Here is a 15,884-nt window from a genome sequence, read left to right as displayed (position 1 = left end):
AAACAAACAAGTGAGGAAGATAAATCCGCTATGTAAATTTAACTTTTTTTTAATTAATTTTTTGTGACGAGAAGGTGGCGCACAATTAACATCATTATATTGGCGTATTCTCATAGACAGAACTAACCTTTTGCAGCGATAGTTAAGCTAACACGATGTTCACCTAAACGTTGATGTTCTACACCTAAGTTGGCCTGTAAAGAATCAAGCAAACCTTTAATGTCGCCTGTTTTAAACACGCCAGCCACTTTTAACGAGGCAAGTTCTGGATCATTTAATTCAAAACGTGTGGCAGTATAACGACTCACCTCTTGTAGAGCTTCGCCTAAAGACTCGCCATTAAAAATCAGCATTTCTTGTTGCCATGCCAAATCACGCTGAACGTCATCAACCGATAACTGTTTAATTGGCTCAGTTTTACTTTGTTTTATCAGTGCTTTCTCACCAGATACAACAACATTAGCGCGAAGCGCTTTAATATCTGCACTGTTATCTGAGGCATCTTTTAAACGATTAAAGTCGCTAGCATCAACCTGAGTACTCGGATCAGCAATCATCACCTTGCCTTCAGTCACCACTAGCTCTAAGTCTGAAGCAGTATTTCGCTGAACATTAAACACCGTACCAAGTGCAGTAAATGATTTATCACCAGCAATAACCGTAAACGGACGGCTGGGATCTTTGGCAACATTGAAGCGCCCTTCACCGCGGCTCAAAATCAACTGCCGGCGATCGCCTGAATAGGCAACTTCGAGTTTAGTATTGGTATTAAGCTGAACAATAGTGCTGTCTGGCAGCACAAATTCAGCTTGCTCACCCACTTTGGTTCGGTAAATTTTGCTAAATTTGGCGTAATCGTTTTCTTCACTTTGCCAATAGCTTGAATAGATAAGCATGATAGAACCAAGCAGCATTGCCACTAAAAAGCTGGCAGCGGTTGCCATACCAAACACTGCTGGTTGTTTTTGCGGTGCTTTATAAGGAAACAAACTACTTAACTCATTAAGTACACTCATTTCATCCCATAAGGTCGCAAGTTCAAACAATGCCTCTTGATGAGCCGCACTTTGGTGAGCCCACAAATGTAGTTGGCTTACTTCATCTTTAGATAGGCCACGATCAATGGCACTGATCCACTGACTCGCCTGCTCTTGAATCATGTCTTTTGATGAAAATAGATGGACATTACTCATTTGTTCACCTCTTTTGCAGTGAACTCTGTGGTAGGGGTAAATGCCTGTGGTTGTACGTCGTGTGATTTCATTGCTCGGTGAACATGTAATAAGCCTTTGGCTATATGTTTTTTAACAGTACTTTCGCTAAGACTCATTTTAGCTGCAATTTCCTTTTGGCTTAAGCCATAGACTTTTTTTAAGATAAAACATTTTTTAACCTGAGGGCTTAATTCGTTAGTCACTCGGCAAAAAAACAAAAAACGCTCTTTAGAAGTCACTTCATCTTCAAGTGCCATTGAACGCATGTGATGCTCAACCTGCTGTTGTTCATCTAACGATTCTTTGTATTTATTGTCCCATTTAGCAATATGATTTAGCGCCAAATGCTTAGCCGTTTTCAGCATGTAACTGTGAGTATATTCGATATTTTGCTTAAGATCAGCTTCATAACTTTTTATAAACGTCTCTTGCACAATATCTTCTACATCATCAGGGCTGACGATACGTGATACAAAGCGCCTAAGCTTGCTCGATATCTCGGTAAAAGCGGTGATAACCCCAGTTTGATCTGTCATCCTTAACTCACCTTTATTATATTTTTATTGCTTTAGGGTACGAGATTTCAGTTTAATTACAAGCCATTTGTTAAGTTTTTGTACCTTAGGTAAACAAAGATTTCATAAACTCATAAAAAACCTCTGTTTTGCGCGTCACTAGGCTGTTTTGTGGTTTTAAAAACCATACTGGCGCGTCAGCATCAACAAGGCTATTAGGGAGTATTTCGATTAACCGTCCTTCGGCTAAATCATCTTTAATTGCAATATATGATTTAATCGCTATGCCATGGCCTGCAATCGCCGCCTGTGTCATGTTATCTGAGTTAGATACAGTAAAACGCGTTCTCGCATTATAGTTAACTATTTGCCCACCTTCGTTAAATTTAAGCTGTCGCTGCCATGGCAAACACACCCAGTAATGGTCTTTAAGATCAGCCACCGACTTAGGTTGCCCATATTTTTTAATATAGCTCGGTGCTGCGCACAAAATACGAGAGTTACTAACAAGCTTACGAGAAAGAAGGTTTGAATCTGCCAACTGACCTACTCGAATAGCCACATCTTGGGCGTCATCAACAATATTCACAAATTGATCTGTAATCATAAAATCGAGTTTTAAGTCGGGAAATTGCTGTTCAAAGTGGCCAAGCTCTGGCATCACGAATTTTGAAAAAACCCAAGGCGGCATAGTGACTCGTAAAAGCCCTGTTACTGCTGAACCTCGTGCGCCAATTTGATGCTCTGCATCATATAAAGCCTCTAAAATGGCACCAGCTCGTTGATAAAACAACTCCCCTGCAGGCGATAAGCGTATTCGCCGACTATCACGAAACAACAATACAGTACTTAAGGCTTTTTCTAACTTACTTAAGCGATGACTTACCGTCGCAGGTGAGAGGCCCTGAGCTTTAGCGGCGGCAACTACACCTTGGTTTTCAACTATGGCAATAAAGGTTTCTAAATCACATAAACTGTACATGGCTTTGATTCAATATTTTCGAATTTAGGTTTCAGTTTTGTATTGTATATATAAAAATTTAAAACTCTATACTTGCTACAAATTGTAAAAAATGATTGGAGTATGTATGTCTTTAAAAACCCAAATCGACGCATTTAAGTGCAAAAGAAAGCCAATGTCCCAGCTGATATCTTAAATTTGATGGATGTCACGACTGAAAAACTGATTGCAGAACAATTAAGTAAACATGCTTTAAAAGTCGGTGATAAGTTTCCAGCATTTGAATTACCCGACAGCAAGGGCAAACAAATCAGCTCGACTGAATTGCTAGCGAAAGGCCCGCTTGTACTGAGTTTTTACCGTGGTGGTTGGTGCCCGTATTGTAATTTAGAGCTTCGTGCGCTTAACAATATGCAACAAGCATTTGCTGATCAAAATGCACAGTTAGTTGCTGTTTCGCCGCAGTTACCTGATGAAACACTGTCTACCCAACAGCAAAACGAGCTGGCTTATACGGTGCTTTCTGATGTGTCTAACTCTTTGGCTAAAAAGTGTGGCTTGGTATTCACCTTAGATGAACGCTTAATCCCAGTTTACGATCAACTTGGTTTAGATATTCCAAAAGCCAATGGTGACGAAAGCTACGAATTACCACTACCAGCAACCTATGTTATTGATTGCCAAGGGGTGATCCAATTTGCATTTGCTCATGAAGATTACACATTAAGAGCAGAGCCTTTAGATGTTCTTAACGCTGTTAAGGCACTAAATCATGTTTAAAAAAGTATTTTTTAGTCTAGTTTTATTGGTAACCCTAACTTACTCGGGAGGCACAATGGCAGAGTCTCAACACCAAGCTAAACCAAAAGTAATTGTGTTTGATGTCAACGAAACCTTGCTTGATCTTGAACAAATGCAAAGCTCAGTCGCTGAAGCGCTTAATGGCAATACCCAGCTATTACCGCTTTGGTTTTCGACCATGCTGCATCACTCCTTAGTGAGTACGGTGTCTAATGATTATCATGACTTTGGTGAAATTGGCGTTGCTGCACTGATGATGGTGGCAAGTAATAATCAAATTTCCTTAACTAAAGAGCAAGCAAAGCAAGCGATTGTGCCACCGCTTTTATCTTTACCTGCCCATACTGATGTTAAACCAGCGTTGGCACAATTAAAGCAAGACTATAAACTGGTCAGCTTTACAAATTCGTCAAATAACGGTGTAAAAGCGCAGTTTCAACATGCTGGCTTAACAGATTACTTTACTCACCGTTACAGTGTTGAAGATATTAAAGTGTATAAACCCGATCTGCGCGCTTACAAGTGGTTGCTTGAACAATTAAATGTAGCGCCTCACGAAGCTTTAATGGTTGCTGCGCACGGCTGGGATGTAGCAGGCGCTAAAGAAGCGGGTATGCAAACAGCGTTTATCGCAAGGCCCGGTAAAGCGCTTTACCCACTGGCAAAACAGCCAGATTACATTGTTAAAAACCTTGAAGAGTTAGCCTCTTTACTAACGAAAAAGTAAAAAACGATTTAAACCGTTATATCAACGCAAAGCGAAAATGCTTTGCGTTTTTTTGCGCCTAACAAAAAAGTAAACTACAGGGTGTACCTTTCTCTTTTTTGGGTATAAACTAAACGCTAAATGAATATGCATAGTGACGTCTTTCTTGCTAATAGACTATTTTTTATGCATACCTACTTAACAATTGGACTGTGGAGTAAACATGCGTCTGCCTTTCGCACCTGCCAAATTATCATTATCTGCGTTGTTATTAGTTTCTGCTCCTTTGCTACTGCAAGGTTGTTCTGAAGCGCCACAGCAACAACAGGGTCAAATGCACCCCGCTGCTGTCGCGACTATGACAATGGAAACTCACGATGCCCCTTTTACGATTGAGCTGCCAGCGACGCTGTCTGGTTCAAAAGAGGTTGAAGTTCGTGCCCGTGTCACCGGTATTCTTGAATCACGCAACTTTGAAGAAGGTCAGCGTGTAGAGCAAGGCCAATCATTATTTACAATTGACCTTGAACCTTATCAACTTGCGGTTGACCGAGCGCAAGCTGCACTTGATGGTGCAAAAGCAGCGCTTGTTCAAGCTGATCGTGACGTTAAACGATTAGCTAAACTACGTGCCGAAAAGTCTGTTTCACAACGTGATTACGATAACGCAAGCTCAGCCAATGATATTGCTAAGACAGATTTAGCCGCTGCAAAAGTTGCGTTAAAAGAAGCACAACTAAATCTTGAATATGCGCAAGTAAAAGCCCCTGTCGCAGGTGTAATGGGACGTGAGTTTGTTTCTGAAGGAACCTATGTTTCTGGTCCAGATTTATTACTGACTCAAATGACTCAATTTGACCCTATTCGTATTCGCTTTGGCTTATCTGAGCGTGAACAACTACAAATGCGTCAAGATGTTAAAAATGGCTCACTAACATTACCTGAGCAAGGCCATTGGAAAACACAAATTAAACTGCAAGATGGCTCGTTATACGGACAAACCGGTGAAGTTAACTTCTCTGATGTGCGTATTAATCCAAACACAGGTACCAGTGAGTTTCAGGCAATTATTCCTAACCCTGATTTTCAACTTCGTCCTGGCCAATTCGTGCGCGTTGAGTTAAGTGGTGCAGTACGCAAAAACGCTTTCATCGTACCGCAACGTGCAGTACTTGATAACGGCACCGGTAAGTTTGTTTATGTAGTAAGTAAAAACGAGCAAGGCATGGATGTCGCTTTACCAGCCCCTGTTACTGTAGGTGAGTGGATAAAAAAACCAGAAAACGAGCAATACCAAAACTTTTGGTTAATTCGCAGTGGGTTAAAAGAAGGCGACCAAGTTATTGTTGATGGCATGGCACGTATTTTCTTCCCGGGTATGCCAGTCAATGTTGGCCAACCTGCCGCTAACCCAAGCCACGCAGAATAAGCACAGGGAGTCTTATGTTTTCTCGTTACTTTATAGACAGACCCATTTTTGCGTTTGTTATATCTATTGTTATTGTGCTTGCGGGCCTTGCTGCGATGCGCAGCTTACCTGTGGCGCAATATCCTGAAATAGCCCCACCGGTTGTACAAGTAACCGCAGCCTACCCCGGTGCATCTGCCGATGTACTTGAACAAACGGTTGCGACACCGATTGAAAATGCCATTACCGGTGTTGAAGGCATGATGTATATGTCATCAACGTCAACCAGTGCAGGTTCAACGACCATCGAAGTTACTTTTGAAATTGGCACTGATGTTGACCAAGCAGCCGTTAACGTAAACAACCGTGTTAAGCAGGTTGAAGCGCGTTTACCTGAAGAAACACGCCGCCAAGGTGTGGTAGTTCAAAAAGGTTCTTCTAGCTTTTTACAAGTTCATGCCTTTTACTCACCAGATGGAACACGTTCGAGTTTATGGACATCAAACTATGTCACTATGAACGTACTTGACCGTGTTAAACGCATTCCTGGCACCACCAGTGTACAAATTTTTGGTGCCAAAGATTACGCAATGCGTATTTGGCTGCGCCCTGATGTAATGAGCCAATTAGGTGTCACTGTTGAAGAAATTGCAGGGGCAATTCGCGTACAAAACTCACAATACGCGGCAGGTAAAATTGGTGCAACACCAACTACGCAATCTCCACAAGAGCTTGTTTATAGTGTCACTGCACAAGGGCGTTTGTCTGAGCCTGAGCAATTTGAAAATATCATTATTCGTTCAAACACAGACGGTAGTAGCTTACGCTTAAAAGACGTAGCCCGCGTTGAGCTCGGCTCAAAAGACTATAACTTCAAAGGGACAATTAACGGTAAAGAAGCGGTACTGTTAGGTATCTTCTTACAACCAGGTGCCAACGCTCTTGATGTAGCTGAAGAAGTAAACAGTGTTATTGAAGAAATGAAAAGCCAGTTCCCTACCGGACTTGCACATTTAACTTCTTACGACACAACCCGCTTTGTTGAAGTATCAATCCGTGAAGTTGTAAAAACACTACTTGAAGCCATGGTGTTGGTATTCTTAGTGGTGTATTTATTCTTACAAAACTGGCGCGCAACGCTTATTCCAACCCTTGCAGTGCCAGTATCACTACTGGGCACATTTGCCGGCATGTATATGCTGGGTTACTCAATTAACTCACTCACCTTATTCGGTATGGTGCTGTCGATTGGTATTGTTGTTGATGATGCCATCGTGGTACTTGAAAACGTTGAGCGTATCATGCACGAAGAAGGCCTAGGTGCCAGAGAAGCCGCCGTTAAAGCGATGGGCGAAGTAAGCGGCCCGGTGGTGGCAATTGTTTTAGTACTTTGTTCAGTGTTTGTGCCAATTGCGTTTTTAGGTGGCTTAACCGGTGAGCTATTCCGCCAGTTCGCTATTACTATTTCGATTGCTGTAAGTTTATCGGGTGTCGTTGCTTTAACGATGACGCCAGCGCTTTGTGTACTTATTTTAAAGCAAGAACACAAGCAAACTGCCCGCTTCTTCTTATGGTTTAACGACATGTTTACCAAGATCACCGGCCGTTACGTAGGTGCTGTTGGATTTATGGTGCGCCGTGGTCTGTTAGGGCTGATCTTAATGACAGGTATGATTGCAGCAACAATTGGCCTTTGGCAAAACACCCCAGGTTCACTTGTGCCAGATGAAGACCAAGGTTATTACATCTCAGCAATTTTCTTACCTGACGGTTCATCACTTGAGCGCACTGAGCAAGTCACACAACAGGTTGTTGAGGCCGTACAATCAAACCCAGCAAACGAAAACGTGGTGGCGTTTACCGGTTTTGACTTTATTGGCGGTGGTTACAAAAACAGTGCTGCGACCTTATTCGTGACACAAAAGCACTGGGATGAGCGTGAAGTTGATACCAAAGCTTTGGTGCAAGAGCTATTCATGAAAACAGCAGGTATTAAAGAGGCGCTTGTTCTCGCCTTTAATCCTCCGGCTATTTTTGGTTTAGGTAACACAGGTGGTTTTGAGTTTTATATTCAAAACAAAGGTGATAGCGATCCAGACAAACTTCAGCATGCAATGCAGTTGATGACAGCTGAAGCACAAAAGAGCCCTACCATCAGTGGCCTACAAACACTTTGGCGCCCTGATGCACCACAGCTACGTGTTGATGTTGACCGTGAACAAGCCCGCGCCATGGGTGTAGAAATTGATGATGCGTTCACTGCCCTTGCAGGTAACTTAGGTACTTATTACGTTAACGACTTCAATAAATTTGGTCGCGCATGGCAAGTACTAATGTCTGCAGATGCTGAGTTTAGAATGAAGCCTGATGACATTGGTCGTATCTATGTTAAAAACAACCAAGGTACTATGGTGCCGCTTTCAGCCTTTACCACTATCGAGTATAGCCGTGGCCCTGAAAATCTTAACCGCTATAACAACTTACCTGCTGTTAAACTGATGGGTAATGCAGCGCCGGGTTACAGCTCAGGTCAAGCTATTGCTGAAGTTGAGCGTATTGCACAAGCAGTATTACCACCTAATATGACCTACGAGTGGACAGGCTCTGCATTCCAAGAGAAACGCAGTTCAGGCACCACAGGAATTGCCTTAGGCCTTGCTGTGATCATGGTATTTTTGATTCTAGCAGCGCTATATGAGCGTTGGTCACTACCACTGTCTGTGATGCTTGCCCTGCCATTTGGTACCTTTGGTGCGCTTATAGCAGTTTGGGTTGTTGGCATGACAAACGATGTGTACTTCCAAATTGGTCTAGTAACACTACTTGGTCTTGCCAGTAAAAACGCGATTCTTATTGTTGAATATGCTTTGATGAAACATCAACAAGGTTGGAGCGCAAGTACGGCTGCACTTGAGGCTGCACGTTTACGTTTTCGACCAATCATTATGACTTCGCTTGCTTTCATTTTAGGCGTTGTGCCTTTAGTACTTAGCTCTGGCGCAGGTGCAGGTGCCCGCCACAGCGTTGGTACCGGTGTAATGGGCGGTATGATGGCAGCGACATTCCTTGCAGTATTCTTTGTGCCGCTGTTCTTTTATTGGTTAACGGCGCGAAAATTAACTGAAAAACGTTCAAGACAAGAGCTTGCTGATGAGATAGCAGAACATCATCAACAAGAACATGTTAAAACCCAAGAGGGTAACCTGTAAAAAATGAAGGGCAAACAATGAGTTTGCCCTTTTTTTTGATTATTTGATTACTAGCAATTTACTGCTTCGAACGCTAGTATTAAGGAAAGATGTGTGGAGTACAGCATGAATAATCAAAAATTAGCCGAATTTGAACAGTTTTTTCAAATCAACGAGAGCAACCGTGTCAATTTATATGCGGTTGAACCTAGTGCTGTGCCAAAAACCAATGCTGAGCTCGAAGCGGATATCCCTGCCCTATTTAAACTTGCCAACGAAGTAAACGAACTTGAGCAAACAAGCTTACGACCACTGCGTAATCTGGGTGATGTTGCACAAGAACTCGCGGCCTTTTTACAAGCGCAGTCTCGTAAAATTGATTTAATCATGAGTCACATCTTAGCCTCAGAGCAGCCTGACGATAACGCAAACTATTGCGATAGTTATGGAGGTGGTGGTGTAAAACTTACCTCAGCTGATGTGTATGAATTAGGACAAACATTTCGTACTAAGTTGTTCTTGCAGCACGAAGCATCTGCCATTTATTGCTATACCGAATTAGTCGCCATTGAAAAATGCGATGATGATAAATACCAATACACATTATTGTTTACTGCCATTCGCGATGCTGACCAAGATTTAGTCGTAAGAGCAGCCCTGCACGCACAAACACGCCAACTTAAAAAACGTCAGCAAGAAAACAATCAGCAAGACAGTTAAAAATCACGCTTTATCGCGCACAAAAAGCTGACATCTATGGCTAAAATGCTAAACTAGCCCCACCTTAGTTTGTTTAATACCTTCATGAAATTTAGACTTTTACCTGAATGGGCTGAGCAAGATGCCGTTATGCTCACTTGGCCTCATCAAGACACAGATTGGGCTGCAAATTTAACCGCTGTTGAGCCTGTATATGTAGCACTTTGCCAAGCAATAAGCCAACAACAAGATGTTGTGATTGTGGCCCATGATAATGCTCTCAAAGCACATATTGCAGCTTTACTTGCAAATGCAGAGGTTGATGCTAATCGCATTCACTTTGTGGTTACACCCTGTAACGATACCTGGGCACGTGACCATGGCCCATTGACCTGTGCAAATATTGATGACGCAACTCAATTAAAAGTAATGGATTTTATTTTTAATGGTTGGGGCAATAAGTTTGCAAGTGATCTTGATAACCAAATTAATCAAGTACTTGTAAAGCAAGTCGCATGTCCTAAAAATGGTTATCAGCAAAGTGAACTGGTTCTTGAAGGCGGTGGCGTCGAGATCAATGAACACGGCGTGCTACTCACAACCAGCGAGTGCTTATTAAACCCAAATCGTAACCCAGAACTCACAAAAGCAGATATAGAACAAACGCTGGTCGAGCAACTGGGTGCGACCTCTTTTCTTTGGGTTGATCACGGTTATCTTGCAGGTGATGATACCGACAGCCATATTGATACGCTGGTACGTTTTGCACCAAACAACACCCTTGTTTATGTTAAGTGCGACGATAAAAATGATGAGCACTTTGCAGCCCTTGATGCAATGGAAAAGCAACTGCAATCATTTAAAACAGCAGAGGGTGAAAACTACACGCTGATTGCCTTACCTTGGCCAAAAGCTGTGTTCGATGAAGATGGTGACAGATTACCTGCCACATACGCTAATTATTTAATTATCAATAAAACCGTTTTAGTACCAATTTATGGTGATGAAAACGATCAACTGGCGCTTGGTCAGGTTGCCAAAGCATACCCAGATCACACTGTGGTGGGTATTAATTGTGTGCCAATTATTCACCAATTTGGCAGCTTACACTGTATTACAATGCAATTACCGCGCGGCTTTTTAGCAGGAACAAACAATGACTAAACCAACGCATTTAAAGGTTGCTCTTGTTCAGCAATCAAACACCGATAATGCTCAAGACAATATGGCAAAATCAATTGCTGGTATTCGTGATGCAGCAAGCCAAGGCGCTAAGCTTATTGTTCTTCAAGAGCTACACCGTAGCTTGTATTTTTGCCAAACCGAAGATGTAGACGTTTTTGATTTAGCAGAAACAATCCCGGGCCCAAGTACAGACGCCTTAGGTGCACTTGCCAAAGAACTCAATGTGGTGATCGTGTCATCATTATTCGAAAAGCGTGCTACAGGACTTTATCACAATACTGCTGTGGTGCTTGAAACTGACGGCAGCATTGCCGGTAAATACCGTAAAATGCATATTCCTGATGACCCAGGCTTTTACGAGAAGTTTTATTTTACACCGGGTGATTTAGGTTTTGAGCCTATTCAAACCTCTGTTGGTAAACTAGGCGTATTAGTGTGTTGGGATCAATGGTTCCCAGAGGCTGCACGCTTAATGGCAATGGCCGGTGCTGAAATTTTAATTTACCCAACAGCCATTGGCTGGGACCCGCGTGATGAAAAAGACGAGCAAACACGTCAAAAAGACGCCTGGGTTATTTCACAACGTGCTCATGCAGTTGCCAACGGCGTGCCTGTGATCAGTTGTAACCGTGTTGGCCACGAAAGTGATCCAAGCGCTCAAAGTAAAGGTATTCAGTTCTGGGGTAACTCGTTTATCGCAGGCCCTCAAGGTGAAATCTTAGCCGAAGCGAACAACAGCGATGAGCAATTATTAGTTGTTGAATTAGACCAAGCGCGTAGTGAAAACATACGTAGAATTTGGCCTTACCTTCGTGATCGTCGCATCGATCACTATCAGGACTTAACCAAGATTTATCGAGACTAAGCAGTAAAAACAGTTTAAAGGAGTAGTAAATGGCGTTTGCGCAATGGGCAGCATTGCCTTGGGTAAAATCTGAAAAAGATAAAATTCAATGGGGACAACTTACCGGTAGCGGGCTTAGCATCGCTATCGCAGAAGGTGTAAAGCAACACAACGAGCTGGTTGTGATTGTCACCCCAGATACACCAAGCGCCCTACGCCTTGAAACTGAACTCGAATTTCTGTTGCCTGAAAACCCAGTCATGGTCTTCCCTGACTGGGAAACACTCCCTTACGATCATTTTTCGCCACATCAAGATATTATTTCAGCGCGCTTAGCCACGTTAAATACCTTAAAAAAAGAACAACAAAGCGTATTAATCGTGCCAGTTTCGACCTTGATGCTGCGTACTGCCCCTGCTTCGTTTATTTATGGTTCAACCCTTAACTTTAAAGTGGGCGATACCTTAGATACACACACACTACGTGAAAACTTAGAACAAGCAGGCTATTTACACGTACAACAAGTGATGGAGCATGGTGAATACGCGATTCGCGGCTCTATCGTTGACTTATACCCTATGGGTAGTCCTCACCCATTTCGTTTAGACTTTTTTGATGATGAGCTAGACAGCATTCGTTTATTTGATGTTGAAAGCCAACGCTCTGATGAAAAAGTCGACAAAATTGAGTTACTGCCAGCTCACGAGTTTCCAACTAACGACTCAGACATCGAGCGTTTTCGTATCAATTATCGTGAACAATTTGGCGCAAGCTCTGAGCAAGACTCAATTTATATGCAGGTGACTAAAGGAACTTGGCCTGCGGGTATCGAATATTACATGCCGCTGTTTTTTGATGAATTGGCAACTATCTTCGATTACTTACCAAGCAATACAACGTTTATGCATTTTGGCGATATTGAGCATGCTGCTGATCAGTTTTGGCATGATGTGAATGTACGCTATGAAAACCGTCGTGTTGATCCGCTCAGACCTTTACTTGAACCTGTAAAGCTGTATCAAAGCGTTAATGAACTATTTGGTGAGTTTGGTAAATATGCACGTATTCGCTTATCACAAGCAAAATTAGGCACCAAAGCGGGTCACACCAACCTTGCTAGTAAAGAGCTGCCAAATGTTCGTATTGATCATAAGTTACATGAACCTTACCAAGGTTTAATTGACTATGTTGCCAGTGAGAAAAAACAAAAAGGCCGCGTGCTGCTCTCGGTTGAATCGGATGGCCGCCGCGAATCATTACTCACCTTATTAAAGCCAAGTGGTTTAAAGCTTAAAGAATTTGAATCGTTTAGCGATTTTACCAATAGTTCGAGTGATGTTGGCCTAATTGTTTCGCCACTTGAGCAAAGTGTGGTGTTAGACGGTAAGCCGCGTTTAACTATTATCACAGAGCAAGAATTACTAGGCATTAAGGTCTCGCAACGTCGACGCCGTAAACACAAATACGAAGCCAGCCAAGATGCACTTATTCGTAACCTTGCTGAGCTACGTGAAGGTCAACCTATTGTGCACCTTGATCATGGTGTAGGACGCTATCAAGGCCTTGAAACCATTGATGCTGCCGGTGTTATCACTGAGTTTGTTACGATCATCTACGCCAACGAGGCAAAGCTATACGTGCCTGTTTCAGCGTTACATATGCTGAGCCGCTATTCAGGTGGCGAAGAAGCCTCTGCCCCGCTTCATAAGTTAGGCTCTGATGCGTGGGAAAAAGCAAAAAAACGTGCCGCCGAAAAAGTTCGTGATGTGGCTGCTGAACTCTTAGATATTTACGCTAAACGGCAAGCAAAGCCTGGCAATAAATTTAAGCTTGATGGCAGTGCTTATCGTCAGTTTAGCGACAGCTTCCCATTTGAAGAAACTGACGATCAACGCAACGCCATTGAGTCTGTGCTCGGTGATATGCAAAGTAAGCAAGCGATGGATCGTTTAGTATGTGGTGACGTTGGCTTTGGTAAAACTGAAGTGGCAATGCGCGCAGCCTTTGTGGCCGTGAATGATAACAAGCAAGTTGCGGTACTTGTACCAACCACACTACTTGCACAGCAACATTATGAAAACTTTAAAGACCGCTTTGCCGATTTACCAATTGAGGTGGGTGTTTTATCGCGCTTTAACTCAACCAAAGAGCAAAAAGACACCCTAGATAAAATGGCTGAGGGTAAATTAGATATCGTAATTGGTACTCACAAGCTTATTCAACAAGATATTCAATTTAAAGATTTGGGCTTATTGATTGTTGACGAAGAGCACCGTTTTGGGGTGCGTCAAAAAGAAAAAATTAAAGCATTACGTGCAGATGTCGATATTTTAACGCTCACAGCGACCCCTATCCCACGTACATTAAACATGGCGATGAGTGGTATGCGTGACTTATCAATCATAGCTACACCGCCTGCGAAACGTTTAGCGGTTAAAACCTTTGTAAGACAAAGAGATGCTGAACTTATTCGCGAAGCAATTCTGCGCGAGATTAAACGCGGTGGTCAGGTGTATTTCTTACACAATAATGTTGAGACCATAGACCGAGTTGCTGAAGAAATTAGCGAATGGGTACCTGAAGCCAGCGTAACAACCGCACATGGTCAAATGCGAGAACGCGAGCTTGAACAAATCATGAGTGATTTTTATCACCAAAAATATAACGTAATTGTGTGTACCACTATTATCGAAACCGGTATCGATGTACCCACTGCCAACACCATTATTATGGATAGAGCAGATAAACTCGGTCTGGCACAACTGCATCAGTTACGTGGTCGTGTTGGCCGCAGCCATCACCAAGCGTATGCATACCTACTGACTGGTAACCCTAAATCACTGAGTAAAGATGCGGTTAAACGATTAGAAGCGATAGAGTCACTTGAAGACTTGGGTGCAGGTTTTGCGCTTGCAACTCATGATTTAGAAATTCGTGGTGCCGGTGAGCTGCTTGGTGATGATCAATCGGGTCAAATGCAAACAATTGGTTTTAGTTTGTATATGGAAATGCTTGAGCAAGCGGTTAACTCCCTCAAAGAAGGTAAAGAGCCAACCCTTGAGAACTTATTAGGTCAGCAAACTGAGGTTGACTTAAAGCTGCCAGCGTTATTGCCTGATGATTATATTCATGATGTAAATGCTCGTTTAGGTATCTATAAACGCATTGCAAGCTGTGCTAACCTCAATGATATGGACGAGTTACAGGTAGAGCTGATTGACCGTTTTGGTCTACTACCTGACGCCACAAAAAACTTATTCAGTTTGCAACATTTAAAACTGCAAGCAAGTAATATTGGCATTAAGAAGATTGAAGCAAACCCGAAAGGCGGTTATTTTGAGTTTAGCCAGCATACAAAGGTTAACCCTAGCTTCATTATAGGTTTGATACAAAGTGCACCGCAGGTGTATAAAATGGATGGCGCAAACAAACTGCGCTTTGCAATTAGCGAAGCTAACGCTCGCGAACGCTTAAAAATGGTCACTGCAATGATTGCAGATTTCGAAAAAAAGGTTAGCCATTAATGTTGTTTAGAAATAGTTTACTACTGCTTTGTTGCTTATTTACAAGCTCGTCATTTGCAGCACGTTGGTTCGAAATAGAAGTTCTTATTTATAAACAGCGCCCGGCTCCTTATTTACAGGAAGATTTCAGTTTAAAACACGATGAAATCAAGGATAAGCGTAGCAAAGATTTATTATCTCCTGCATACACAGAGCAAGCAAAACAGGCTTGTATTGAAGGCGATAGCCGCTTTCGCTCAGATTCGTTCACTGATTCTTTAGTCAATACCAACCCTCACTCAAACGTATGTGATGACAGTGTTGATTTTTTAGCAAGCTATAATCAACTGCCTGTGACACCCGTTGTTGAGCCCCGTGAAGACACTGACGAAATTTATTTAATGGCGCCAGAACAATTACAGTTTGTTGAACAAAAAAATCAGCTTGATAAAAAAGGCTTAACCCCAATTTTACACACCGGCTGGCGTTTTCCTGAAATGAGTGAAAAAAGAGCACCGAGTATCCGCCTCTTTGCCGGCGAGCACTTAGTAAAACACGCAAGTCCTGTAGAAGAAAACAACGATTTTATTAGTTTAGTCGGCCCTACTGAGCGCTACATTCCCGATCAGCTGCAAAATGTGCCTGAGTGGGAATTAGACGGTTTAATGAAGATTTATGTTCGTCACTACCTGTTTATAAACGCAGATTTTGATATTAGTCAGCGCTTAGAAACTGGTGATTACGAAAAAGCACGTTTTTCACAATTCAAACGTGTGATCAGTAACGAGATACATTATTTTGATCACCCACGTATGGGGATGATCGTGCAAATAAGACGCTACAACCATTAATGGATACAA

Annotated in this window: 11 protein-coding genes and 1 pseudogene; 9 read left to right on the top strand and 3 right to left on the bottom strand. The window is 42.4% G+C overall.

Annotated features, from left to right (window positions below; genetic code table 11):
• Positions 1–122 precede the first annotated feature (122 nt).
• From AOG26_RS04115 to AOG26_RS04105, 3 genes are all read right to left on the bottom strand, one after another.
• The gene (locus AOG26_RS04115) at positions 123–1,193 is read right to left on the bottom strand and encodes a FecR family protein (RefSeq protein ID WP_054561344.1); all 1,071 of its coding nucleotides are present in this window, start codon (positions 1,191–1,193) and stop codon (positions 123–125) included.
• Positions 1,190–1,750: an RNA polymerase sigma factor gene (locus AOG26_RS04110; protein WP_054561343.1), complete on the bottom strand. Its 561-nt coding sequence runs from the start codon at positions 1,748–1,750 to the stop codon at positions 1,190–1,192. The genes AOG26_RS04115 and AOG26_RS04110 overlap by 4 nt, the downstream gene beginning before the upstream one ends.
• Positions 1,751–1,835: 85 nt before the next feature.
• Positions 1,836–2,711 (bottom strand): LysR family transcriptional regulator, encoded by an 876-nt coding sequence (locus AOG26_RS04105; protein WP_054561342.1) that lies wholly within the window; start codon positions 2,709–2,711, stop codon positions 1,836–1,838.
• Positions 2,712–2,817: 106 nt separating this feature from the next.
• On the opposite strand from AOG26_RS04105, the pseudogene AOG26_RS04100 reads away from it, so the two are divergent.
• The 9 genes and pseudogenes from AOG26_RS04100 to AOG26_RS04060 all read left to right on the top strand — a co-directional run bounded on the left by AOG26_RS04100 (position 2,818) and on the right by AOG26_RS04060 (position 15,875).
• Positions 2,818–3,470 (top strand): annotated as a pseudogene (locus AOG26_RS04100) (peroxiredoxin-like family protein).
• A 55-nt stretch (positions 3,471–3,525) separates the two neighbouring features.
• Positions 3,526–4,218, top strand: a complete 693-nt coding sequence (locus AOG26_RS04095; RefSeq protein WP_054561992.1) for a haloacid dehalogenase type II — start codon at positions 3,526–3,528, stop codon at positions 4,216–4,218.
• Between the two features lie 202 nt (positions 4,219–4,420).
• On the top strand, positions 4,421–5,626 hold the full coding sequence (locus AOG26_RS04090) for an efflux RND transporter periplasmic adaptor subunit (RefSeq protein WP_054561341.1): 1,206 nt from the start codon (positions 4,421–4,423) through the stop codon (positions 5,624–5,626).
• A 14-nt stretch (positions 5,627–5,640) separates the two neighbouring features.
• Positions 5,641–8,814: an efflux RND transporter permease subunit gene (locus AOG26_RS04085; protein ID WP_054561340.1), complete on the top strand. Its 3,174-nt coding sequence runs from the start codon at positions 5,641–5,643 to the stop codon at positions 8,812–8,814.
• A 105-nt stretch (positions 8,815–8,919) separates the two neighbouring features.
• Entirely contained in the window at positions 8,920–9,513 is a 594-nt protein-coding gene (locus AOG26_RS04080; RefSeq protein ID WP_054561991.1) for a PilZ domain-containing protein, read from the top strand.
• A gap of 84 nt (positions 9,514–9,597) precedes the next feature.
• Positions 9,598–10,656 carry an agmatine deiminase family protein gene (locus AOG26_RS04075; RefSeq protein WP_054561339.1) on the top strand — a complete coding sequence of 353 codons (1,059 nt, stop codon included), beginning with the start codon at positions 9,598–9,600 and terminating at the stop codon, positions 10,654–10,656.
• Positions 10,649–11,542 carry a carbon-nitrogen hydrolase gene (locus tag AOG26_RS04070; protein WP_054561338.1) on the top strand — a complete coding sequence of 298 codons (894 nt, stop codon included), beginning with the start codon at positions 10,649–10,651 and terminating at the stop codon, positions 11,540–11,542. Before AOG26_RS04075 ends, AOG26_RS04070 begins: the two co-directional genes overlap by 8 nt.
• 29 nt (positions 11,543–11,571) lie before the next feature.
• The gene (gene mfd / locus AOG26_RS04065) at positions 11,572–15,045 is read left to right on the top strand and encodes a transcription-repair coupling factor (protein ID WP_054561337.1); all 3,474 of its coding nucleotides are present in this window, start codon (positions 11,572–11,574) and stop codon (positions 15,043–15,045) included.
• Positions 15,045–15,875 (top strand): peptidoglycan binding protein CsiV, encoded by an 831-nt coding sequence (locus tag AOG26_RS04060; protein WP_054561336.1) that lies wholly within the window; start codon positions 15,045–15,047, stop codon positions 15,873–15,875. The genes mfd and AOG26_RS04060 overlap by 1 nt, the downstream gene beginning before the upstream one ends.
• The last annotated feature ends 9 nt before the right edge of the window (positions 15,876–15,884 follow it).

The sequence above is a fragment of the Pseudoalteromonas sp. UCD-33C genome, assembly GCF_001306895.1.
GTDB lineage: Bacteria > Pseudomonadota > Gammaproteobacteria > Enterobacterales > Alteromonadaceae > Pseudoalteromonas.
Note: the sequence above shows the minus strand (reverse complement) of the source record. Positions and strands in the feature narration are given on the sequence as shown.